General features: G+C 37.3%; 22 protein-coding genes and 2 pseudogenes. 5 read left to right on the top strand and 19 right to left on the bottom strand.

The window, feature by feature from the left end; translation table 11 throughout:
* Window positions 1–174: 174 nt before the first annotated feature.
* The 15 genes and pseudogenes from ACQRBH_RS14245 to ACQRBH_RS14175 form a co-directional block, all read right to left on the bottom strand.
* Window positions 175–285, bottom strand: a pseudogene (locus ACQRBH_RS14245) (phosphoesterase); the annotation flags it as partial.
* A gap of 32 nt (window positions 286–317) precedes the next feature.
* Window positions 318–941, bottom strand: a complete 624-nt coding sequence (locus tag ACQRBH_RS14240; protein ID WP_297872953.1) for a response regulator transcription factor — start codon at window positions 939–941, stop codon at window positions 318–320.
* Window positions 938–1966: a sensor histidine kinase gene (locus tag ACQRBH_RS14235; protein ID WP_427744455.1), complete on the bottom strand. Its 1029-nt coding sequence runs from the start codon at window positions 1964–1966 to the stop codon at window positions 938–940. The genes ACQRBH_RS14240 and ACQRBH_RS14235 overlap by 4 nt, the downstream gene beginning before the upstream one ends.
* Before the next feature lie 10 nt (window positions 1967–1976).
* A complete protein-coding gene (locus ACQRBH_RS14230) occupies window positions 1977–3500 on the bottom strand; it encodes a hypothetical protein (protein ID WP_297872951.1) in 1524 nt (507 codons plus the stop codon).
* Between the two features lie 123 nt (window positions 3501–3623).
* Window positions 3624–4091 (bottom strand): nucleotide exchange factor GrpE, encoded by a 468-nt coding sequence (gene grpE / locus ACQRBH_RS14225; protein WP_297872950.1) that lies wholly within the window; start codon window positions 4089–4091, stop codon window positions 3624–3626.
* Between the two features lie 18 nt (window positions 4092–4109).
* Window positions 4110–5690: an Hsp70 family protein gene (locus ACQRBH_RS14220; protein WP_297872949.1), complete on the bottom strand. Its 1581-nt coding sequence runs from the start codon at window positions 5688–5690 to the stop codon at window positions 4110–4112.
* Window positions 5691–5698: 8 nt separating this feature from the next.
* Window positions 5699–5959, bottom strand: a complete 261-nt coding sequence (locus tag ACQRBH_RS14215) for a hypothetical protein (protein ID WP_297872948.1) — start codon at window positions 5957–5959, stop codon at window positions 5699–5701.
* Window positions 5956–6228: a hypothetical protein gene (locus tag ACQRBH_RS14210; protein ID WP_297935358.1), complete on the bottom strand. Its 273-nt coding sequence runs from the start codon at window positions 6226–6228 to the stop codon at window positions 5956–5958. The genes ACQRBH_RS14215 and ACQRBH_RS14210 overlap by 4 nt, the downstream gene beginning before the upstream one ends.
* Window positions 6229–6239: 11 nt before the next feature.
* Window positions 6240–6497: a hypothetical protein gene (locus tag ACQRBH_RS14205; protein WP_297872946.1), complete on the bottom strand. Its 258-nt coding sequence runs from the start codon at window positions 6495–6497 to the stop codon at window positions 6240–6242.
* Between the two features lie 33 nt (window positions 6498–6530).
* Window positions 6531–6785, bottom strand: a complete 255-nt coding sequence (locus ACQRBH_RS14200; protein ID WP_297872945.1) for a hypothetical protein — start codon at window positions 6783–6785, stop codon at window positions 6531–6533.
* 28 nt (window positions 6786–6813) lie between these two features.
* On the bottom strand, window positions 6814–9249 hold the full coding sequence (locus ACQRBH_RS14195; protein ID WP_297935361.1) for an FtsK/SpoIIIE domain-containing protein: 2436 nt from the start codon (window positions 9247–9249) through the stop codon (window positions 6814–6816).
* A 46-nt stretch (window positions 9250–9295) separates the two neighbouring features.
* A complete protein-coding gene (locus tag ACQRBH_RS14190) occupies window positions 9296–10519 on the bottom strand; it encodes a hypothetical protein (RefSeq protein WP_427762214.1) in 1224 nt (407 codons plus the stop codon).
* A 25-nt stretch (window positions 10520–10544) separates the two neighbouring features.
* Complete coding sequence (locus ACQRBH_RS14185) at window positions 10545–10943, bottom strand: hypothetical protein (RefSeq protein ID WP_297872942.1); 399 nt, start codon at window positions 10941–10943, stop codon at window positions 10545–10547.
* A 5-nt stretch (window positions 10944–10948) separates the two neighbouring features.
* On the bottom strand, window positions 10949–11620 hold the full coding sequence (locus tag ACQRBH_RS14180; protein WP_297872941.1) for a hypothetical protein: 672 nt from the start codon (window positions 11618–11620) through the stop codon (window positions 10949–10951).
* A 551-nt stretch (window positions 11621–12171) separates the two neighbouring features.
* A pseudogene (locus ACQRBH_RS14175) lies at window positions 12172–13372 on the bottom strand (IS110 family transposase).
* A gap of 1029 nt (window positions 13373–14401) precedes the next feature.
* Between ACQRBH_RS14175 and ACQRBH_RS14170 the strand changes: the two are divergent.
* The 5 genes from ACQRBH_RS14170 to ACQRBH_RS14150 all read left to right on the top strand — a co-directional run bounded on the left by ACQRBH_RS14170 (window position 14402) and on the right by ACQRBH_RS14150 (window position 18101).
* Window positions 14402–15562, top strand: a complete 1161-nt coding sequence (locus ACQRBH_RS14170) for a MarR family transcriptional regulator (protein WP_427762212.1) — start codon at window positions 14402–14404, stop codon at window positions 15560–15562.
* A gap of 1 nt (window position 15563) precedes the next feature.
* Window positions 15564–16094 carry a hypothetical protein gene (locus tag ACQRBH_RS14165; protein ID WP_427762211.1) on the top strand — a complete coding sequence of 177 codons (531 nt, stop codon included), beginning with the start codon at window positions 15564–15566 and terminating at the stop codon, window positions 16092–16094.
* A gap of 122 nt (window positions 16095–16216) precedes the next feature.
* Window positions 16217–16417 carry a phage integrase N-terminal SAM-like domain-containing protein gene (locus tag ACQRBH_RS14160; RefSeq protein ID WP_427762226.1) on the top strand — a complete coding sequence of 67 codons (201 nt, stop codon included), beginning with the start codon at window positions 16217–16219 and terminating at the stop codon, window positions 16415–16417.
* Window positions 16418–16905: 488 nt separating this feature from the next.
* Window positions 16906–17190: a transposase gene (locus ACQRBH_RS14155; RefSeq protein WP_009245215.1), complete on the top strand. Its 285-nt coding sequence runs from the start codon at window positions 16906–16908 to the stop codon at window positions 17188–17190.
* A complete protein-coding gene (locus ACQRBH_RS14150) occupies window positions 17187–18101 on the top strand; it encodes an IS3 family transposase (RefSeq protein WP_427762209.1) in 915 nt (304 codons plus the stop codon). Before ACQRBH_RS14155 ends, ACQRBH_RS14150 begins: the two co-directional genes overlap by 4 nt.
* An 18-nt stretch (window positions 18102–18119) precedes the next feature.
* On the opposite strand, the gene ACQRBH_RS14145 is transcribed toward ACQRBH_RS14150, so the two are convergent.
* The 4 genes from ACQRBH_RS14145 to ACQRBH_RS14130 are packed head-to-tail and all read right to left on the bottom strand — an operon-like array spanning window position 18120 to window position 21730.
* A complete protein-coding gene (locus ACQRBH_RS14145; RefSeq protein WP_427762208.1) occupies window positions 18120–19205 on the bottom strand; it encodes a hypothetical protein in 1086 nt (361 codons plus the stop codon).
* 16 nt (window positions 19206–19221) lie between these two features.
* Window positions 19222–20418, bottom strand: a complete 1197-nt coding sequence (locus tag ACQRBH_RS14140) for a hypothetical protein (RefSeq protein ID WP_427762206.1) — start codon at window positions 20416–20418, stop codon at window positions 19222–19224.
* Window positions 20415–21074 carry a histidine phosphatase family protein gene (locus ACQRBH_RS14135; RefSeq protein ID WP_427762205.1) on the bottom strand — a complete coding sequence of 220 codons (660 nt, stop codon included), beginning with the start codon at window positions 21072–21074 and terminating at the stop codon, window positions 20415–20417. Before ACQRBH_RS14135 ends, ACQRBH_RS14140 begins: the two co-directional genes overlap by 4 nt.
* 17 nt (window positions 21075–21091) lie before the next feature.
* Window positions 21092–21730 (bottom strand): NUDIX hydrolase, encoded by a 639-nt coding sequence (locus ACQRBH_RS14130; protein WP_427762204.1) that lies wholly within the window; start codon window positions 21728–21730, stop codon window positions 21092–21094.
* Window positions 21731–22208: the final 478 nt, after the last annotated feature.

Here is a 22208-nt window from a genome sequence, read left to right as displayed (position 1 = left end):
TCACTCCAGGATAAAAAGATTACGGTTTTATTCAATGGATTTCCAATATCCATTATAGCCATACTCATTTTACTATTCTTCCGGATCAGATTTACAATCTGAGTATTTGATCCATCTTAGGTGACATCTGAGGGACATCTCGAGGGACAATAAAATGATCTTTTGATATAATATCTACCTCGTATTCCCGGCTCTTCGTTTTCTGTCAAATTCAATCCACTCATCTAAAGTAAGCGGCGTATAATCTGAATACATACAGAAACAATTAATCCTGTTACAAGGAATCTGTTTTTCATCTACACGATGTATCTCACCTTTTAATACTTAGGAAGAATCAGACGCCTTTCCACAACTTCGGCGACTACCTGCAAAGTATTTTGAAAACCTGTTTTCTGTAAAATATTTTTAATATGATACTTAACTGTATTTAGAGAAATATCAAGTTCTACCGCTATGTCTTCATATTTTCTGCCCTTGGTAAGTTCTCTAATAATCTGAAATTCACGATTTGTAAATTCACGATTGTCTGCACAGCCGATTCGTATGATTGGCGTATTTTCAGGATATACTTTTTCACCATTTAGAACGCGATCACAAATTTCTATGAGAGAATTATCCTCATATTCTTTATACCAAAATCCGTCGCAACCATATTTTTTTGCTTTTTGAATGAAAGAGTGCTCCGGCATAGATGTCATAATAATAATTTTGATTTTTGAATTATATTGCTTGATTTTCGCTGCCGCTTTCAAACCCGATTCATCATCGGCAGTACATACATCCATAAGAATAAGATCAACTTTACCTCGCAAACATGCAATCTCCGCATTCGCAGCATTTTCTATGGAAGCATATAGTGCATATTGTTCTGACCGAGCAATCTGATTCTCTATAACTTTACGGAATATCTGAGAATCTTCCACAATTAAGACTTGAATCATTTATTTTCTCCTTTCTGTGGTTTGATAACATCTGTTGGAACATCTACAACAAGTGTAACTCCCGGATTGTATAGAATTTTAAGTATAGCTCCTTCTTGCTCTAAACGTCTCCTTAATCCACTAAGACCATTCCCCTCTTTGATTTCAGAATTCACAGCAGCTCCATTACTAGATATTTCTATATGATAACCAGATACGGATTTATCTATCTGCACCGTAAGTTCCGTAGCATCTGCATGACGTACTGCATTTGTCAAAGCTTCACGCACAGATGCATAAACCAGCCTAAGTGCCAATCGTTCAGCAGGCTGGTCTCCAATAAAATTCACCTTACATCCTATAAGTTCAGCAACTTGTAAGAGTTCAGATTGAAGCGCCGCGTCTGGAACAGACCATATCATAGGAATATTCGAAAAATTGCGGATTGTGTTACTCCAGTTTTCTCTAAGCTCTTCTACGTTTTCAGGCAAATTTTGTTCACTAATTGCTTTTTGGGTCGCAAGCAGGCAATTTCCAAACTCGTCATGAATACGCATTTTAATCGCTAAAATTTCTTTGTTCTGATTAATCTGTACTATATTATCTAATAAAGATTTTTGACGTTCCTGCATTTCATGCAGACGTACATTATTTTCATGCAGTTCTTCACTTAATTGGTAAAGCCTGGTAATCTCTGCCGCTTCTATCTGAACAGTATTTTTATCAATAAGCTGCCATTCAAAACGCCAAACACTTTTGTCTGCAAATTGAAAAAATATACGGCGATGATCATTGTCTGTCGTTTCATCCAAAGATTGTGTGAACCACGGCTTATTTAATCTCTTACTTGTAGGCGAATCTGTGCACTGTTCCAATTTCTCCCATGTGACTTTTGCATTCAAAATCGTATGACCGAGGAGTTCGTTCACAAGTTCATTCATTTTCTCATTCACGAGAATCACCCGTCCGTCTAATGTTGCAAAACAAATTCCTCCGGGATAAGAATCAATTGCCTGCTTAATCATTTTAACCGTTTGCTTTTTCATAATCACAGCATTACTCCTTCTTCTCAAAATAAACGTCGTCACTTACACAGATAGAAATTGCCGATAATCGAAAATCAGATTCTTCTAATATTTCTTCTAACCTCTTCATAGCGTACAAAATACATTGCGGCTCCAATTGCTTTGTCGGACAAAAGATAAGTCTTACATCTAGGCCGATATTTCTCATACATTTTGCCATGTCTTCCAAACTAATTCGTAAGTCATTGTTTGGAATCATCTGATTCTCCTGATAAGTAAGCTGCAAATTGCAAAACCGCTTAATATATGTCCCTATCAAACTAATTTTATCCCATTTTCCCGGGTGTTCTTCCTCTGGCAACAATTTTTCTAATAAGCAAAGCTGTTTGGACAATTCAGTGGTAAGCTGATCATAGATATCATTTCTAACCTGAATGTTTGCTTCATTAGATTTAATGCGAATTTCCTGAGCCAACAGATCTTGTTTTTGTTCTAGTTCTATATTTAAATTCTGTAACTTACGAAAAACCTGATTTATTTCAGACAAATCATTCTGCCAAATCATGTAGCCATTTGAAATATTATGAATATTCATTTCTATATCCTCACTGGTAAGGATGCGTTTCTTCCGTTTTAAAATTTCCAACACTTGCGGTGTAATATTGGATGCATTTTCAGAAATAACAATCGGCGTACCATCCGACGAAAGAATCTGCATTGCCACTGTTGATTTTCGAAACACCTTACCATAACAAGTATTCACCGGTATAAGCCCAATGAATATGTATAAATTCCAACATAAGACTGCTATAAAAATAAGTCCGGCTGATAATTCGACGATTTCAAACCGTATTACGTAAGCAGTCGCTGCATACGGAATACTAAACACAAGAAGTAATATTGGTTCATAAAACGGAATCAGCTTTTTATAGAGCGGGTCCGTTTTAATTGCTTCGTTACGTTTATAGATTACATACACTTGATAACAAACTATCCCCAATCCCCATAAATATGTAAGATATGTTCCGATGTATGGATGAAAATATAGGTTCGGCTGCGGTTCTTCCGGTACTACATAAAATAAAAAATGGTGGTATTCGTTTGTCAGAGCCATCGCAATCAAACCAAAAGCAGGAATCAACAACATATACCATTTCCTGTTAATACGATAATCCTCAGATTTGCCAAGATAAAATGCACCATACAAGCCAAACAAAGGCCCCAGTACCACTAATATATGAATGAAGTATCCAGTAAAACGCATTAGCTGAACGTCTACATAGAGAAATGCATCCTGTACAAAGCGAACAGTGATATAAAAGATACAGACAATATTTTGTGCAGTAAGATGGAAACTCATCATCTTCTGTGTAATCTTTGTGCTGATAAAATACTGCCAGTTCAAAAGAAGAAATATATATACTGCATAAACAATATATGGTCGTACAAAATCTCCCTGTAAATATCTTATACTAAGCTGACGATATGCAGAAACCGCTAACAATAATATAGTGGCACCTATTAAATTTAAAATTCTACAGTTCTGTTCATTCATAAACTCCCTCCAGATATAAAAAGTTCTCCGTTCATTATAGCATTTTTATTTATAATGATGACTCTCCTTTGGGAAATAGATTGAAATGCTAGTATTCCATCATCATGCTACAACTTATGCAAATTACAGTTTCTCCTGTTTAGAACTGTCTATTTCCCGTGCTGGAACTAAAACTGCCACTTCTGCAGACCGTAATACTTTTCCCACAGTTCGATATCCTTTACGAATAACCTTTTCAATCTCCATTTTATCGACTCCATTTTTTTCTTCCACACGCACAATTTTAATTACAGAAGGATCAAATTCTTTTCTCGTATCTATTTCTTCTACTCCTCTTCGGTGGAGAATATCATATATCTCATCATGCACAGAACAGGAAAATTCATCTTCTGAACTTTCCAGACGATCTAACACCAAAATCAGATCTGAAATAAATGGTTCCAACACCGTAAAATGAATCTGCTCCGTTAAAATCCGGATTAATTCTGTTTTTTGCTTATCCTCATAAAGCCTGCGTACAAACAAATCCTTCATTCCCACTAATTCTTCTTTCATTTCACATAGGATTTTTTCATATTCTTGTTCAGACATATATCCACCTTCCATTTTCTATTCCACATTTGTTTTACAGACAATGTCCGTTGCGTGAACCATTTCTTCATTTGAAAGATTCGATGTTCTCTCGACTTCAAAAGTACCCAGACTTTTATTGGTAACCATATCAATAACTTCAATAAAAACAGTCTGATCCGGGTCATAAGCGTAAATAACTTTTACACCAGAGCCCGCTGGATATGGTGGGATCCGCAAAAGACTTTCACCGATAATTTTCACATATTCCAATTCGGAATCATTCCCTTCTGTCACCTGTAATTTAAGTGAAGTCTGGTTATCTTCCAATGTCATAAATTCCTGCGAGCATTTTGCCGGAATCTTTGTATTGTTCGGAATAATGACCGTATTTACCTCTTTTTTTAACACGGTATCCCATGATACCGCTCCCAACGACTGGGATGTAACATCCGAAATTACCAGTTTTGCGATTCCTTCTTCCTTATCTTCTCCGCTCTTCAGCCCCATCGGAATCACCGATGATTTAGAGCCACTTTCTTCCTTTAGCGTGCTTGCAAATATTGCCGCTCCTTTGGCAACTGCCGTATCCGGATCTACTTTATACGCCACTTCTTTACCAGATATCTGTTCCAACCACCTTTTTACCATGGGCATTTTTGTCGAACCTCCTACCATAAGTACTTGGTCAATTTCTTCCCAGATAACTCCTTTTTCGCACATTACATCATCTAATATGAATTGGGTACGTTCTATCAACGGTTTGGATGCTGCTTCAAAACTCTCTCTGGAAATATCCAAACGATAGGTCTTTCCCTGAATAGTAAAAAACGGTCTGGAATGTTCTACTCCTGAAAGCTGGATTTTTGTTTTTTCTGCTTTTTCGCGTATGTCAGCCATAATTGCATCATCTTCGTCATCCACAGTGCATCCTTTTTCTTCCAGCTGTTCACGAATCAATTCTACTAATTTCTGGTCAAAATTAATGCCTCCTAGCTGCGGATCTCCGCCTGTCGCAATCACATCAAAAAATCCGTCTTTTACATCCATCACTGTTACGTCAAATGTTCCGCCGCCAAGATCATATACCAGAATTCTTCCCTGATAGGAATGATCCAGCCCAAATGCTATTGCTGCTGCCGTAGGTTCATTTATCACTCTCAACACATGAAGACCTGCGATTTCACCTGCTTGCTTTGTAGCAATTCGTTTCGCATCATCAAAATACGCCGGAACCGTAATCACTACATCTTTCACCAGATTCTCTCCATCATACTGCTCCGCATCTTTACATATTTTTCTTAAAATCAACGAAGAAATCATCTCTGGCGTATAATCTTTACCACTTGGTGCTGTAAAATTATATATCTCACCATGGTTCCCCATATTCCTCTTCACAAACTGAACCACCTGCTCCGGGCATGCTGCTGCCATATTCTTTGCCTGTTCACCTACGAGGAATTCATCCTTTCCATCTGATGACACACCTGTAAATACTACAACAGAAGGTGTCACCTCGTCATCATCCATATTCTTCAATATCTTCGCTTCTCCCCGCTCAAAAATTGCAATTGCGGAGTTCGTAGTACCTAAGTCAATTCCATATACTTTCTCCAACATAATTACTCCTATCTTTGAAATCTGCAGCACAGCCGGCGAATCTCTGATTTCAATTCATTCATCGCACTGTCAGCCATGACCACCTCATTAATTACTCCATATAACTGTTTCACAAGTTCCTGTCCTGCCGGCTGATTTCCGAATACACTCTGAATCTTATCCATATTTTCCAGAATATAACTTCTCTCTCTTTCCATCCTGCTAATATGTCCGTCTGATCTTGAATCTATTCCTGTCAGTTGGCGAACAATCTGTTCTATACTGTTCATCTTTCATCATCTCCTGTATCCAATTGACGAACATATTCCTGACCTTTCCGCAGCATCCGTATTGCTCTTTCCAGACATTCTGATGCGTGGATACAATTATCTGTGATATGTCCTCTTTCAAAAGAACTCTCTCCTGCAATCAACTCATCAAGTAGTACAATTGTATTCTGAATTTCTGTTATTTCTCGGCTGAGATTAGAAATATTACTTTCCAGCTCATAATGTAGACTATTTTTCAACCTGATTTTATTTTTATTGTTTCTTTCCATCTGTTTCACTGTTATTTTGACAAATCAGCAATACAATTGTCACACTTTGTTCCCAGTATCTTAATGACAGCTGCTGCATTTTGGAGGGATCTCGCTGCTACAGAAACTGCTGAAACAGCATCTTGTCCGGTTCTGCTCCCCTTAACCAAAGCCATGACCTGGTTATTATTCTGAAGCAGTGTCTGTGCACTTGAAGCCGTCATACCCGAAAGCTCGTTTGATACATTTTTAATAGTTACTACTTCCTTTATAATTTCTTCTACTGACATTTTTTTATCTTCTCCTTACTATACATGTTTCAGTTAAACCAAACGAATCTGACGGAGTTTTTCCCCTGCGACCCGAAGCTGATTTATCGTTTCATCCAATTGTTGTTTTGTCATGGAAATCTGATTCAACATCTCCCGTCCTCCAGAATCTTCATTTCCCAATGCAGAATCCACACGCTGAGCCATTTCCTCCAATTTAGATTGATAGTTTCCAAGCTTCGCTATCTGTTCGTCTATCTGTCTAACAGATACGTTTATTGCTGCAGCAAGCTGCTGAATTTGTGACATAGTTACCTCCCGTAATTCTTTTTATTTTCTAATTTGCTTCATATAAGTACGCCTTTATTTTCAGCACATCATCTGATGTAACAGGTGCGTAAGGAATAAATACCAGCTCTTCCTCCAGTTCAACAGAATCTGATAAAAGCCCTCGGTTGTTCTGAGATTTCCATCGTACAAAAGGTGAAGTCAAAGACTGTACCGCTCTCTCATCTACCCTTAGAAAAATCTTGGTATTAAATGCATCCGAGTTTCCAAATCCAGCAACCTGTGCTGTATAAGAAGATGCTTTCACCCACCATCCAAAAAAATGAAGTCCTTCAGATGGTCCCTTCTCTACAAACTCTTTTAAAACTGTTCCCTGTCCATATGGATCTGGTTCATAACCCCATTTATCCATTCCTATTCCAAACATATAAACAGTCTCATTTTCCGTTTTTTCCTCCATCAAATTTCGTAGTGTCTCTTCAAACTGTCTACACGGAATATCTTCCAGATAATATCCACATTGCTCCATCAATTTTGAAAAATGTGGATATTGTTTTGAGAAAATAATTTTTGTATTTGTAAAATTGCAGAACAAAAATCTTGCATCTCCCTTTGTATGTTGAACCGCCAATGAAATTGCCATGCTCTCCATCATACCGACTGCCTGATTACATTCTCCGTCCGGAGCTCCAATTACTGCAATATTTCTTCCTGGTTCCATGAGCATCGGAATTCCGATTGCTTCTCCTCTGATAGAAATTCGTTCACCGAAAAATGCCGAAGGAGTCGAATTCTCACATTTTTTCTTTATCACATTCGAAATGCTATCAGAAATCATAATTCTCTTTTCTCCTTCAAATACGTAAGGCGCTCGATATTCTCCTTTGGCTTTTTCCCACCACTGATATCGCAGCGGAGTCAAAACCGATTCATCAGCAAATGCCACTACACATTTTTTATTCTGTGAAACTTCTCCATAATCCAAGTTCACAATGGCTTCTCTCGGACGCAGAAATGCTGCTGCGGGATTGTTTACAGCCAACGTCTGCATAGACTCGGATAAGGTGTTTTTTAATGCGATCCTAATTGGAACCTGTCCGAAAATTGCATCCCTTTTCTGTGCCAAAACAAGATTTCCGCCAAGTGTCTGCGATGCCAAAATAAAATGAATCCCCGCTGCCCGGAAAAGTCTTACCGATTTTTCTAATATTTCTACAATCTTTTCTCCTGTTTGAATATCATCGCCAAACATCATCTGAAATTCATCAATAATAACTACGATTCTTGGCATTTTCGTCTGCGGTTCCTTCTTTCGGAGTTCACGAATACTTTTATACTCTTTTTCTTTTAGAATCTTCATTCTTCGTTGATATTCCTGATAAAGAGCATGCAGAACTGCCAACCCAAAATTCACATCGCTTTCCAGACCAAGTGCTTCTGCATGTGGCAGATACTCCTCCTTTCCGATATTGGAGAATGACTTAAACGTAACTCCTTCTTTAAAATCCAAAAGATACAAGCGCAATTCCCGTGGTGAATACTGAAGACATAAACTATGTATAATCACAGAAATCAGATTTGATTTTCCCTGCCCGACTGCACCTGTTATAATCGCATTATGCCTTTGATTAATCTCATCTCCTATGATAATATGTACATCATTAATGCCCCATTTTCCTATCGAAAACTGTAGTCCATCTACTGAACTTTTGTTCCACACAGAATGAAAATCATGTAATTCTTCAAACTTTATAGTAGGAAGCGCCACATTTCTGACCCTATCCATAAACAAATCACAATCTCGAATAATCGTTTCTGCTTTTAAAACTTCTGGTATGGCAGACTGATCCGTATTCAACAGCCTCACTCGTTCCTGATTGTTTTCTAGAATTGAAATATTCGGTGCAATGGATTCAACATGAAATTCTGTTTCTTTTCCATCTGCTCCCTGAATACAGAGATAAGTTGTCGAAATTATAAGAAATGAACACCCCCATTCCGGTCCGCTTCTCATAAGAGTAGCCATCGAAGACAAAATTTTCGAGTCAATCGTTCCCATGTCCATCGCCAATACAACCAACGTATAGCCTTCTATCGGGCGATTTGCCATTCTTCTGAATTCAGTAAGGGACTCAGCTCTTCCCTGAACTGCATTTTGTACCGACTGAATCTGTTGCCGCAGATAGAAAAATCGTTCTTTTAATTCATCTTCATCCTGAATAAATTCCATGATTTTTTGTCCGCCAGAAGAAAGTGAGGAAAACGGCGCAAATATTCCGGACAAGTCACTATCATACCCTATAATAGATAACTGTCCTGGCGCTGTCTCCATAATTGCCTTATATAGGACAATCTTTGCCAGATCCGTCACTCCATCCTCATATGTATTGCTGATCCAAATATTTCCTTTCCCTATAAAATCAGCCATTACTGTCGGCGGATTTCCTATATACAATTTCTCACATATCTCCAACAAATTTTCCACAGTTTCTCCCTTTCAAAAAAAGCCGACATCAAAATTACTGTCGGCTTTACAGATTATTTTTTTTCATTTTTCCAACAATATTGGCCGCCACAGCAATCACAATCAGGAACACAATATTACATATAAATTTTTTCTGAACTACAGCCGCGCTAGCCGCTCCATATCCCAGTACCGTATAAAGTTTTGTAGATCGCATTATGCTGTAAGCGAATAACCAAATTACACTACAAACCAATACAAGTGAACTTCTTCCCTGTGCAGATTTATAACATCCATAGGCAATTCCGGCTGCTGCTATCAGCGTAGAGATTGGAAATACAACACCGCTGGTCAAATATGCCAGTACCACAGATACAACAAAAACAAGCACTCCCATTTTAGAAGATCCTCTTACTTCCTGTTGACGCTTTTTATAATTTGCCGTCTGCTCTTCTAACTGCCTTATGTAGTTGTTACGTTCTTTATATTCTTCCAGTTCCGGCTTCATTGCCTCCAATACTTCATTTGCAACGCCATTTGTCGCTCCCAAACTAATAGATTTGTTTGCATATTCCTGAACTTCTTCACAATTATCTTCCGTATACTCTCCACACGAATAGAGAATGCTTGCCCTTTGTCCAAGGGCATTTGCATAAAGTTCCGTCATGCCATATTTCTGAGCCATATCACATAACTTCTGGTTCGCATTTAGTGCTTTGTCATAATACGGATTTGCACTGCCAACCACCCGGCTGTTCTGTGCTTCCTGAATTGCCATCTGCCTCAGCACATATTCCCTATCAAAATAAGAGCGACAATTATCCGGCTCCGCAATCACTTCTTTATCTGTACACTCCAGTGCTTTATAAAAATTCCCTAATTCACAAAAAATATTATATCCCAGGTTATAAAAATCTGCATTTTCTCCATCCGGACTTTCCGATACCCTTGCTTTTTCATAAGCATTACCTGCAAGCTCAAACTGATGATCTTCATAAAAAGTTCTCGCCTTATCTGTCCATTCTTTCAGTCTTGCTTTTCGCTGCTCATCTGGGTCAATTGTCTTTTCCTTCTTACTCAATTCCAGTTCACGATCATATTTCTTTCGTGACGATTCTGTTTCAAAAGCTTTTTTTGCATCAAATATAATAGAAAGCATTTTTGTAGCTTTTTCCGGCGTATTTACCTGACGCTTCGTCCACACTTTTTCCTGTTTCAAAAGCTCCTGCTTTAATTCATTTAATGTCATTTCGGATTCCAGACCAGCAATTTCATGATAAAAATCCAGCATTTCTTTTTCCCCTTCTCTCCAATTTTTAAATCAGATAAGAAATGATTTTGTCACGTTTATCCTTACTTACTCCCAAATTCAAGATACCGGCACCATTACTAAATAACCCGCCGGCAAACACACCTTCTCCTAAAGCAATCAATTCGATATGACGTTTATCTCCTAAATCTGAAACAAACACCTGAACTCCCCAAATATTATTTGCCCCGCCCGGTCTAAAATGTTTTAATCCGGAGAACAATCCAACGTTTCCTGATAATACAACCTCAATATCACACTTGTCTCCAAACTTTCCAAGTGGATCATCATTCAGTTCATCTACCTGTGCATTCAATACTGATGCAGCCTCTCTAATTCCATTTGCAATCTGCTGTAAACTTTTATCTGTAACTAACTCCGTTGAATCTGTTTTAATACGTGCCATTATTTTTATCTCCTCTCATCCATTTGACTATTTGCCACAAATTTCATACTTTTTACCGGTAGCATTACTGACTCTTCTTCTGTAGCATTGCTCCAGGCGTTGTCAACAAAATTTTCCCACGCCTCCAATGCCTTGTTCTGTTTTTCATCTGCTCCTTCCTGTCTCAGTTTCATATTATGTTCTGTTATCCATGTATCTGCCATTCCGTGAAGTGCTATAAGTAATTTCTTCATACTTGCTTCATCTCCACTAATCGCCAACGCACTTTTACACTGATCCTTCCGCAGACAAACACACAAAAGAATTTTTTTCCCTTGTGGTCCGCAAAATGTACTAAGCCATCCAAGTGATTCAAACAAAAGATGTCCGCCTGTAGCTTTTCCACTCTTTTCTTTTGGTTTTCCAAACAATCCTTTAGATGCCGCGTTCCATACAATGATTCTCTTTTTTGTCACCGACACTGTCCAGCTTTTTGTTCCAACACCATCCATGCAGAAATCTATTTCAGACTTTGCACCAAAACTACGACATTCTACTCGGTCAACCGAAAACTCTTTAATTTCTGTTCCATCATCTTCCTCCATTTTTATTTTTGCCAAACCATCTGTTGAAGGAAATAACTTATATCCTGATGCATTTTCATTTGCATCCAATGTTCTTATTAACGGAACCCTCATATCCATCCTCCATTCCTTTAGTATTCTCATTTACAACAGTCTATCATATTCCAAATTAGTACACCCCACACAAAAGTGTAGTTTGAATAAATTCAAGAAAAAACTTATTTCCATTCTTCAAACTATCCTTTTGTGCAGGGCTATTTTCCCCCGTCATCAGACTTGTGATTGTTATTTCTCGCATCAATTCTTATAATGGGGATTTCATTGCCTTTCATTACAATCGGCATTCACAATATACTATATCTTTTAATTTCTGCTTCTTTCCTGATCCGTTCCCTTTGAAAATTGGAATCCACCATTTTTACGTTGTTTTACATCCCCAATCCAAAGTTATAACAAGACCGAACCCCGATGTTAGCAGGAATCATATTTTTCCCTGTTTGCAAAACAGTCCACTGGACTGTTTTTATCGCATGCTTGGCAACAAAACCTGCTAAGAAAAGTCAATAGTTTTTTGCAGGTTTTTAAAATATTTTTCTTTCATAAAATTAGGTACAACAAATAGACTGTCATTTAGGCAGCCTTTTTGCAGTCTTTCATTTTGATATTTATTTTATATCCGTATAGATTTCTTTAACTCGTGCGTAATATATTCTGAGAAACTTATTCAGCCCTGCTATTTTAGCAGCTTTTTTTGCCTTCAGCTTCTTTTTTGACTATATACTGGTAAACTGGATCATCTGGTCTTGGGTGCGTTTTTATACATCTCATGGTTTCATAGCCGACTTTACGCAGAGCCGCCAATCCACGTTTAGTTATCTTTCGATTAGAACCAACAAATTGCCCTGATTCATAAGGCGGAATATCAATTCCCGCATATGCTATTAAAGCCTTTCCGCTATGGAACCTTCTAACATCACCAATTTCTGCAATTAGCTTTGGTGCCAGAACTTCTCCCACGCCTCCCATCCCCCTCACAATGGAATATTCCGGCAGGCTCTTTGCTAATTCCTGCATTCGTGATAAGATTATGCTTAGAGTTGCATCAACTTCTTTGAGCACTCGGACCGCTTCAGTTACCAGCATTTTGACGGATGGGGTTTCTGAAGATAAGGTAGGAATGCCTTCACGGGCCAGGGCATATATGGCTTGCGCCTTGTCCTGGCTCTGATGGTATTTCTTTTCTTTTGCCCAGGACATGTACTGCTTTATAAATTCTGTTTCACTAAGACATGTGATAGTATCATAGTGCCAAAACCTTTCAACAAAATCACTCAGTTTATCCTTTCGGTTTCCTTCATTCCAACTTGCAAGCATACCCTTGATTCCAGGCATTGTATAATCCAGCAAATGCGTCAATTCATGCAGAGACATGATATGCAGTTTCATATAGTGTCTGTATTGCTGTCCCAGCATCTTCAGTTCCCCATACACATCATCCGATGCTTTGAACTCTGCCATTGTAAACCAGTGTTCAATGCCATAATTAGCAATAATCCTGGAATCGATTTTGTCTGTCTTTGCTTTTCTAAGATCTCCGCTACGGTATACCTTCATCAAGTATGGATTAATAACAGCTACAAACAGTCCTTTTTCCTGTAAATAGGTAAGGACTGGAAGATGATAGATGCCAGTTGCCTCCATAACAACCTTTACTTCATCGTCAAACCTTAGAAGCATAGCCGCGAGTTCCCCCAAATCCTTTTCTACATGGGAGATGTCGAACGGCTTGCTGACAATTTCCCCATAAGGTTTCAGTATGCATACCGTACTTTTCCCTTTTGCCACATCAATTCCTACACTGATCATAATAACCTCCTACTACCTTGGTACATTTTTATTAGCAATCAGTAAAACCATCCACACTTATTACGATTCAGTTTAGTTCGTTACACGAAAGCTCTCATAGAGTATCAACCTGCCTAAGCGAATATTTATAATAAGGGGTTGGTTGACGGTTTTATTGACGGATGTTAAAAATCCAAAAAAGCCCATGCCATACCAACTGCTTTCCCTATTATAATAAAATAAGTGCAGATGTCAGAGTTAATTACTCTCTAACTACTACACTTTTATGGTACTAAAAAGCCCGTTCAGATTAGATTCTTTTTTATTGAATCTGATCCAAACGAGCATCTCGCTTGCCATGCCTTAGCATGTCAAAGGAAGCTCCAGTGGAGGTTTCTTTGACTTAGCTGTAGCTAATGAAATAATCTATTGTTTCAGCTAACCAAAATTAGCAGAGTGTTTATTCCATAAAGGATTTTACTCCTTTTTACACTGTTTTACATCCCCAATCTGAGGTTTTAATAAGACCGAACCCCGATGTTAGCAGGAATCGTATTTTTTCCTGTTTGCAAAACAGTATTTTGGATTAGCTGTCAGCTAACGAAAATCACTTCAAATTAGCTGGAAATTCATTCCCGTCCTGCTTTTTTTCATCTCATTGAAAACAAAAAAGCGGTTCATGACATAGCATTTTCTGCTAATCATTACCGCTTTGTTTGCAACCGTCCCCTGCGGGAATCGAACCCACAGCTAGCGCTTAGGAGAAAAAACAATGCAATAAACTGACGTGTAGCCTACTCTCCTCTTATACCCTATGGACCCTTGAATTTCCTGGGTAATTTGCCAATTTAAGCGGGAGGAAATAACCTCAAGTTTCCTCTCGTATCCTCTAATATTCTGATATGAAATTAGCAAATCGTTAGCCAGCATCAGATTCGAAGCCGGTACGACCACCGGATTATTAGCAGGGAACGTTTAAAAAACAGTTTTCAATCAACCTTATTTTAACACATTAATACAATTTTACAAAGCATATAATGGAGGCATTTTATGGATTATAAATTAGAAATAAAACAAATCGTGGATTTCCCACGTTGCAGAATCTACAGAGATTTTATACAATCGCTTATCGCTGACAAGAGCATCCGCACAAACGGAGGCTCTTTTCTTTTTTACTATATCGTGCTTTGCTCTTATGCCAATTACCGCTCGTCTTATCGGCGAATGGAACACATCACCTACATGGTAGGTCCCGGCGAATGGATCTGTACCCTTTCAGATCTTCAAACATGGTTTCGCTGCCGGTTCCAGCATCAGGCAATCTCTATTTTAGATTTTCTGGTGAAGCAAAATTGCATTACATACTCTCTTCTTGGAAATAAGAAAATCGTAAAATTTAAGATCACTGACTGGGCAAAGGACAATACCGTTCTGGAATACAACTGTCCCTGCAAAAAGGATGATGGATTTTTCTTTTTCCCTATTGCAAAAGTCCATGAACTTATCAGCCTGGGGAAATGCTCAGAGATGGATATGTTACTGGATATGTGGATTCATGCCATATACAATGATCCAACCGTGCAAGGCTCATTCTCTGCACCTGTTGTATATTACCGAAATAACACAGGTAATCCCCTAACCAGCTTCCAGTCACTTGGAGAACGTTGGGGACATTCAAAAACCACTATATCACGTATCTTGAAAAAATTTGAAGAGTTAAACTTCATCACTCTTGTCAGCTTCAAAGGCAAACATGGCAGCATGATCTATCTTAACTACTACCTGTCTGTCATGTTTGACATCAGTGATGTAATGATAGACAAGGAGGAAATCGCTATGAACATGCAACTGCCAATCCACATACCTGAAACCGAAGAAAATGTCTGCGTTTCAGAAACTGTCACAGAAGAACAAATCACCGTTCCAAAAAATAAGTCCTGCGTTCCGGTTTCTCACATGAAATTTATCATCAAAAAAGTCGCAGAACTACTGCAAACACAGGGGATTCCGTGCTGCGAATGCTCCAAAACCAGGTATATATTATCTCCTTTATCAGCCTGCATAGATACAGTAAATCAATATACACTAAATATTATCTGTCCTTACGGAAAGGCTACATATCGGTTTGAACTGACTGTCACGCCAGAAGAAAAACCTGCCGTTAGCCTGCCTGCTGAAACATATATGGCTACTGCGAAAGGAGGTGAATAGAATGGCTAGAAACAAAAAACAAAGCTATGCGACTCCTGAAGAAGATCCCCGCTTCCACGACACTTACAAGTTTCTGCGAAGATACCGGGATGCCACATACAGCTTGAAGGTAGTGGTCCGGCAGTTAGAAGCGCAATTCCGTATGGAATATGGAACCAGTGTGGATGATTTTTTAGATTCCGTTTATGCTGCAGGGGTAGAATTATCCGGAACTGACATAGCAGAAAGGGCAAAAAGCATTGAGCGGAGTAACAAGATGTTAAAGCTATTAGATTCTTCCATTGATCTTCTCCGTAACAATCATAAGCACGGAGAACAGTATTACTGGATTCTCTATTATGCATTCCTGTCTCCACAGGAACTGAAAAACACGGATGAGATCCTTGAAAAGCTCGAACCGCATATCAGCAATATCTCTTATCGTACCTATTACCGGAAACGTCACGCTGCGATAGAAGCGCTGAGTACCATTCTCTGGGGTTTTACTGCGAAAGAAACTATCGAAATTCTGAATCAGTTTTTCCCCGATTAGCAATCGACAATTTATGAACAGGCACTCCTAATTAACAATAAAAAAGTTATGGAGTGACTGTTCATGGAAAATTTAGAAACACTAATTGCAAAATATTTATGAGATTGTGAAACCATAAAAACATTAGACAAAAAACCATCAAAGCTTATCGCATTGACTTAGCTCAATTTTACACTTTCATGCTGAAATATCCTGATTTTACTAGTAAAACAGCTATAAATGAATATATTTCTACACTTCATAAAAAATATCAACCCAAAACTGTAAAAAGTAAGATTGCAACAATTAGAGTTTTTTTTACTACTTATTGTGTGAAAAGATAATCAAAAAACGTATAATTCAAATATAAACGATGACAATATAGCACTATATCAACCTGTTGTATTTTATAAATCATCTTCTTCAAAAAAATGCTAATCAATCAGTACACAGACTCATTATAAAACATCAGAATATTGCCATGATCAATACACATATGCCTCCTCACATATCCCGATACCAACATGTCAAGCAGATAATTTCACAAAAATAAACACAAAACCAAACATAGCATCATAACAATTTTCAATGTTTAGTAAATACCTGTCAATTTCCATGCCGATGTTCTTTGCGCATTCTTTTTCGATTTTTTAAATAATCTTTGTGTTGTTGTTTTAATTTTTGCATAAGATTTTTATTTTCAACACGTTCAGTACAAATTCTGGCTTTGTCATATTGGTGCTAGAATATAAATAGTACAAGTCAAAATGAGAATTCCTAATCTAATATTTCATGGTACAATGTAGGTACCGCACTGAAGGAGGATCTCATTATGGCAAAGCACTATGACAAACAATTTAAACTGGATGCAGTCCAGTATTATCATGATCACAGAGACTTAGGACTGCAGGGCTGTGCATCAAATTTAGGAATCAGTCAACAAACATTATCACGTTGGCAAAAGGAGCTACGTGAGACAGGTGATATTGAATGCCGTGGTTCCGGTAATTATGCTTCTGATGAAGCAAAAGAAATCGCACGATTAAAACGTGAACTTCGTGATGCACAGGACGCTCTTGATGTACTAAAAAAAGCAATCAACATTCTGGGAAAATGACGGAAGCCATTTATCTCGAAGTTGCTGAGAAGGCAGAAACTGCCCATAAGGCTGGACGCCGGGTTTCTGTCTCCGGAATGTTGAAATATCTCGGCGTTTCCCGTTCTGGTTACCGTGCATGGCTAAAACATGTTCCTTCAAACGCTGAACAGCGTCGTGAAGCGGTAAAAGCCAAAATCAAGGATATTTATATTGAATCAAAACAGAATTACGGTGCCCCAAAGATTACCAAAGAACTGCGAAAATCAGGAGAAGTAATCTCTGAACGTACAGTTGGTAAATACATGAGGCAAATGGGAATCAAAGCACAATGGGTAAAACCATGGACTATTACCACAAAAGATTCTGACTTCAGTAGCGAATTGCAAAATATCCTTGATGAACAGTTTAATCCGGAACGCCCAAATGCTGTCTGGTGTTCTGATATCACATATATCTGGACGATAGACGGATTTGTTTATCTAACCAGTATTATGGATTTATATTCCAGAAAAATCATTGCCTGGACACTTTCTAAAACACTGGAAGTATCCTGCGTGATTGAAACAATAAATAAAGCTAAAGCAAGACGTAAAATCGAAGAACCATTGATTCTGCATTCCGATCGTGGCAGCCAGTATGTATCCAAAGAATACAAGAGAATAACTGCCGGTATACAGTGTAGCTATTCGAAAAAAGCCTATCCTTGGGACAACGCATGTATTGAATCATTCCATTCATTGATCAAACGTGAATGGCTGAACCGCTTCAAAATCCGCGATTATGATCATGCGTACCGATTGGTCTTCGAATATCTGGAAGCATTCTACAATACAAAACGTATTCATAGCCATTGTGACTATATGTCTCCAAATGATTATGAAGAACTGTATCGTAGAATTCAGAAAGACGAATTGCTTATGGCAAGTTAAGATGAGGAAAACCTCATTTTAACTTGTACTAAATCTTGACATAGGACCATATATATCTTTTTCTTCTTTATCAATCTGCTGCTCCCACGAAGAGAAGCCAAAGATGTTTGGACAGACACGCATCATCTTAAGTAATAAATTAATATAATCTATTGCAATTCTAATTAATCTTTCTGATCTACCGTGTCGCTCGCACTCTGTTATACCTTTTAAGTAAACTGACCTTGACTTTTTTAACTTTTCAGGCTTTTCAGAATAAGCATATATATCACCAATCAGATCAAAGGTCTTGCAATATCGATCCATATCCTCTGTTTGTTCTGCCGAAAACACTTTTTGGACATTTAAAGCAATTTCCAACGCTTTATCTGAGTTTTCATCAATCAAAGTTTTAGCATAAGCATAATTGAACTCAGCAACTGCATGATGGTATGCTTCATCTGTTAAGAATGTCGCTCGATATTCTTGACTATTTAAAATGGTGCGAGCGGAAGCTTCAGCATTATCTCTTTTTTCTTTATTATTAATTGCATCGCAGATTCCAAGAATGTGTCTATAACCCTTTACAACTAATTTATATTCGGAAAGAGATTTTGCAATTTCAATACCTGTTTCAATATTTTCGATTGCAACATCAGATTGACCTAAAAGATAAACGTTCCACCCTAGATCATCAATCAAAGTTTTAGCCTCAATATATCGAACAGATACTTTAGTATCATTTATACGGATTTTACGACTCGCATCCAGTTTTCTGCAAGCATTAAGGGTTTGATGTCCAATGGCTTCTCTCATGGCGTAACGCCCGCTTAGATGAAGTGGGCGGCTTAAGGTGTATCCTATTTGAATCACGGTAGGATGGTTCCCCGCTGAAATTTCAGCCTTTAAAATTCCAAGAATATCATATTTTTTATCAAAACAGCTAAGAATCACTAAAACAATAAAGGTTATCACAGAAAAAATAATCGTAATTATAAAAGCCTTAAAATAATTTAAGGAAAAAAACATTCCTATGATGGCGCCAATAAGTCCACTAGCCCCCCATTCACATAGGTGCTTTAATATTTCTTTTACCTTTTTGTTTGTAAATATATTCTTATGCATAATACTTCCTCTTAATCTATCTATATTTAGGGTTTGAGAAACTAATATACGGACGGCTATTTTGTGTTCGGTCAATTAAAATATTTTCAAATTTATACCACTTCCCATTCTCTGGGAAAAAATATTCAAGCAAAAATCCATATTGTTTCTTAACATATGCCTTAATCAAAGATTGCATCGTATCTATCTGTGCCACCTCATATTTCTGGACACATTTCAGTAACTCATCAAAGAAGTACTCTCCAAGTTTATGGTCATACATAAAACTATGTTTAATCAAATAATTATTTTGCTTTTCATCAATAAATTTATATGGGTAACTCTTCATTTCAAAAGGAAAGCCAAGTCGGTTCATTATTACTAAATCTTTATCTGCTGACTCTAAATCCCGCAATACAATGCTAACAACATTTAAATCCGTATCAATACCGATTAAAAAATTCTGTGAATGCATTTCAGGTTGAATTCCGCCATTAAATACACATGAAAAATAGCAGTCAATAATCGGGTAAATTAATTGCTCCAATAGATAGTCAATTTTGTTCTTTTTATGATAAAGAATCTGGATAATCAGAGGTACATCACTAAATTGACGATCTGATGAGAACAGTGAAAAAGCGGGAATAAGCGCTCGAATTCGTTTACACTGTCTACCAACAGGTTTTCCATCTCTAATAACATATCCGATATCACCATTCTCTTGCTTAAATAGCTTTCCGCAATATTCTGGGAAGAAAGCAAATGTATTCGGTACTAAATTTGCTTCAATAAGCTTAAAAAAAGCATTTGTAATATCAATACTAGAAAGAATATGTTCTGTTCTGAGTTCTCGGGTAATTCTACCTAACACTCCTGGGTAAGACAGTTTAATATATATATCTTGATCAAGAATTTTGACCGTTCTAGAACTAGATGTAGGAATCACCTGAATATTTGTGTCAATTGTGGAAAATTGAGTTTTTTCTTTTTTCCAGTCGGGATGAAGTAATACTAAATCGTCATTAAAGAAATCATAATTGCATTTGCCAAATGTAACAAAGTCTGTCTCATCACTTTTCACGCAACAAAGTGAGAATTTTTCAACATAAATCGGACAGGTTTCTTTTGACGTGGTATATGTAAAAGAAAATTTACTTGGAGAGCCATCATTAACCATTCTTTCCATGTAAAGTAAAGATGACTCCGGACAAGATAGTATTTGCTCTAACTTCATAATATTTCAATATCTCCTAGCATGGAAACAGGCTCGTTGCACAGTAAAATATCATCATCACCTATTAAGTATATATTCCCAAGCTCACAAGCAACATGTCCATAATAATCCTTTGGATAATTATAAAATTTTCTTGCAAAATGAATAATTGCTGCAGTCAATGATGAGTGGTGTAAAACAACTATTTTAAGAGTACCTAAATCCTGAGTAAGTATTTTCTCCAAACAAAGATTCACTCTATTTTCAAAATCATGCTTATCTTCACGATTAAGGACATTAACAAAATCATAAGAACTATATATTCCAGCACGAAACAGCTTTAACTGTTTCATAAAAGTTGGGTTTATTCTCTGTGCTTCAGATTCGCTTTTACCCCGAAGTTCACCACTATTGTTTGAACGTAGTTCATCAAATGCACAAATTTCGACACCTAATTTGTCTGCAATTATTTTTGCAGTTTCAATAGCTCGTGCTGAATTCGCACAGTAAACTCTTTTCACATTGAAAGAGTGGGCATCAACAAATGTTGCAATATACTCAGCAATTTCATTACCCATACACCGACCAATACTAGTCAACTCTTCGCAATCCTCTAAAGAAGAAAACTTTCTATGGGTGTTTTTATTAGATTCCAAATGTCTCAATATGAGAAGCACATAACTTCCCCCTTTTATCAAATACTAAGGTAACGACTCCCCTTAAAATAGCGTTCAGCCATAATAAAAATTTTATAATAATAAGAATCAATTCTAGAAATAAATTGCCCAAATTCGACAGTACTTTGTTCTACATCAACACCATTTTTATCTGGTCTAAAAACTGTGCATGGGATATTGTCTACTTCATGTGCACAGAGACGTAATCCATCTGACACCTCTATCTGCACCAACCCAGCAACTTCACCCTCTTGAAGAGTATATCGATCCATGGGTGTATCATCATGAAGCATATACACTTGTGCAAATTCTTTATTGATTTGTTTTGAATTTTCTGATGCAGTAATTCGAATTCCAAGATAATGCAATTGCTCGATATTAACCCTGATTCCAAGCTCCTCCTCTAACTCACGAAGGCCATCTTCTTTCGTTTCCCCTGCTTTTAAATGCCCAGCAGCTGTAATATCTAATTTGTTCGGAGCAACACTTTTTTCTTTATCCCTTATTTGAAAAAGCACATAATTTTTCCCGTTTTCATTGCGTACAATCCAACAATGAAACGTCTGATGCCAATATCCCAATTTATGGACATCTTCACGATTTGCCACGCCGATGTGATTCATCTTTGCATCATAAATATCCAGAATCTCGCTCATAACAACCTCCTGATAAAATTTTAGCAATATTGTAACATCTCTTATCGAATATAATATAACACAATTACTGATTAAATTCCATATCCACTTTATGCACTCAAAAACACCTTATCGAAACAACCATAGTGTCAATACATGTATTTTTTATTCCATAATTAACGGCTATTATCCATTTGACATTAATAACACTATTGCATATGTAATAACTTCATTAATATGATCCATAATCTTACTAATAGAAATTTTTTGATATTAGTGAACAGGATATTCGAAATACACTACACCATTTGTCATAGATTGCCTTGCAATCTGTGGTCTCTGTAAATTGTCTTTTACATCATCCACTATATAATGCACTATGTGAATTATATTATTTTGATTTCTTCATCAATAAACGTGTTCCATTTCATATATCAAAACTAGTAACTCCGTATCTTTCTTGAATTATAATTCATTTATTACCCCCCTGACAATATCC

The organism is Bariatricus sp. SGI.161 (assembly GCF_050313695.1).
Taxonomy (GTDB): Bacteria; Bacillota; Clostridia; order Lachnospirales; family Lachnospiraceae; genus JAFBIX01.
Note: the sequence above shows the minus strand (reverse complement) of the source record. Positions and strands in the feature narration are given on the sequence as shown.